General features: G+C 45.6%; 2 protein-coding genes. Both read right to left on the bottom strand.

Annotated elements, in window-relative coordinates:
- Window positions 1–179 precede the first annotated feature (179 nt).
- Window positions 180–1055, bottom strand: coding sequence for a YitT family protein (locus C6P39_RS27285; RefSeq protein WP_104806057.1), 876 nt, complete (start codon window positions 1053–1055; stop codon window positions 180–182).
- 192 nt (window positions 1056–1247) lie between these two features.
- Window positions 1248–2210: a biotin synthase BioB gene (gene bioB, locus C6P39_RS27280; RefSeq protein ID WP_104806056.1), complete on the bottom strand. Its 963-nt coding sequence runs from the start codon at window positions 2208–2210 to the stop codon at window positions 1248–1250.
- Window positions 2211–2401 lie beyond the last annotated feature (191 nt).

The raw sequence follows: 2401 nt of genomic DNA, 5'->3' as shown, positions 1-2401 counted from the left end.
CGTTCCACATCGACGAGTGTGTAGAGTGTGTACGACCGTGAGATCCGTCTGTGATGAGGGAGAAATGCTAAAAACATCTGGGTGATCAGAGCGTAGTTTGGTTTGGTATAGCCGGCAGCAGACAAAGCCTACACGCGTAAGACCGTCCGCCGCCTCAAATGTGGATAAGAGGCAGTTTTTCATCCATCCCCCCCACTCCCAATTTGAAACATCTCAAACCCTTCCCCATGCACCTCATTAGACTCCAACACAATGATAAATGCCTCCGGGTCCGCCTCCTTCACCATCTTCTGCACGAAATACATCTGCTTATTATTACAGGCACACATAACCACCTGTTTCTCGTCCATTCGATACCCGCCGGCCCCTTTCAAAATCGTACTCCCCCTTCCGCAGCACTCATCAATAACCTCGGTAACCTTCTGCCCATGCTCCGTCACGATCAAAGTCATCTTCCCTGCATTGATCCCATAAACCACCTTATCCACCACAATAGCAAACAGAAAATTAATGATCATTCCATAAATGATCCCATCCATATCCCGGAAAATGATCCCGCCCAAGAGAATGATCCCCACATCAGACAGAAAAGCGATCTTTCCAAGTGATAAATACGGTTTTAACGCCTTCACTGCCATAATAATAAAATCTGTTCCTCCTGTGGAAGAGTTCTGCATATAAATAATGGCATAACCAAGGCCGCCAAGCACACCGGTACAGATAGCTGACAACATTCGGTTCCCCTCATACACAGGAAACAAAGGTGCCAGATAGTCGATCATCACCGAAGAGATGATCATAGCCCGCAGGGACCGCAGAAAAAACTGCCGGCCCAAAAGCCGGAAACAGAGAATCGCCACCGGAATATTCAATAGGATGATTGATATACCGATCGGAAGCTGAAACAAACGGTTTAAGATCAGGGCAATACCTGAAAATCCCGTCATAGGAAAATGTGAGGCCACAGCAAAGTTATAAATACCAACTGCAATAAAAACACTTCCCAGCAGTTCCATCCCAACATTCTTTATAAGAGCTTTATAATTGTTTTTCATATTAAAACCATCCTTTCCCGGAAAATACGCATAACTATATTGTTATGCAGAGCAAAGCAAAATTACCCATAAAATAACAAAAAAAGAGCTTATGCAAACGATTATTATAATCCGCATAAGCTCTTTTACAAAATTCAGTATATCAGAGAAAAAATCAGATTTCAAGCTCCTTTTTTTAAAAAAACTTAATATCTACTCATAAAGCCTGATCTCAAATCCCAGTTCTTCAGCCAGGATTTTATCCTCATGGACAGTGACCCCTCCGGTAGTCAGCATATTTTGTGTGATCGCCCCATTCGCCCCTGATTGAAACACACGCCGTCCCTGGTCACCCATCAATCCTCTGCCGCCTGCCATGCGAAGAATAGCATCCGGCAGCAGAAAACGGAAAAGAGCCGCGGTCCGGCAGACTTCCTCTTCTTTCAGAGGTGTGTTGTGTTCCAGAGGGGTGCCAGGGATGGGGTTCAGTACATTAATGGGGACAGACCGGATGTGTAGCTCTCTAAGTGTCAGCGCCATATCAATCCTGTCCTCCATAGTCTCCCCAAGTCCGATGATCCCTCCGCTGCACACGGTAAGTCCTGCTGCCTGTGCGTCCTGAATAGCCTGCATCTTATCCTCATATGTATGTGTGGTGCAGATTTCGGGAAAAAAGCGGCGGGAAGTTTCCAGGTTATTGTGATAACGGACAACGCCGGCAGATTTCAGCATCCCAAACTGTTTTTCGGTGAGCAGTCCCATGGATGCACACAGAGAAATACTGCACGTTTCTTGGATTTTCCGAAAGCTGTCACATACCTGTTCCACCTCTTTGTCGCTGAGACGTTTTCCGGATGTGACAATTGAAAAGCGAAGGATACCATTTGCTGCATTTGCTTCTGCCGCCTGCAGGATCTCCTCGGGGCTTAGGAGTGGATACACGGTTGTATTGGCCGCGTAGTGAGCGGACTGGGCGCAGTATTTGCAATCCTCGGGACATCTTCCGCTTTTGCCGTTGATAATAGAACACATATCAAAAGCATTTCCGCAAAAGTGTCTGCGTATCTGGTCTGCGGCTTCACAAAGGGGGGAGAGTTCGGCAGATGATAGATGCATTGCCTCTTCTTTGGTAAGGGAGTGGCCGTTTATGACTTTTTCTTTTAGTGTAGTGATCATTTTTATACCTCGTCTTTCGGGTTTTTGGTTTGTTTTGTTTATAGGGGAGTGTATTGGTATAGGAAATAATATAAAATATTGGGTGGGAAATGTCAACTATAAAATGGTGATTAGTTTACAATGAGGGCGGCTTTTGAGAGTGAAGTATTGGATTGGTGCTTATAAGATTGGGGGTGGGCAGTGGGGGATGA

Source organism: Blautia marasmi, from assembly GCF_900258535.1.
Taxonomy (GTDB): Bacteria; Bacillota; Clostridia; order Lachnospirales; family Lachnospiraceae; genus Blautia; species Blautia hominis.
This window is presented reverse-complemented; position numbering and strand designations above follow the sequence as displayed.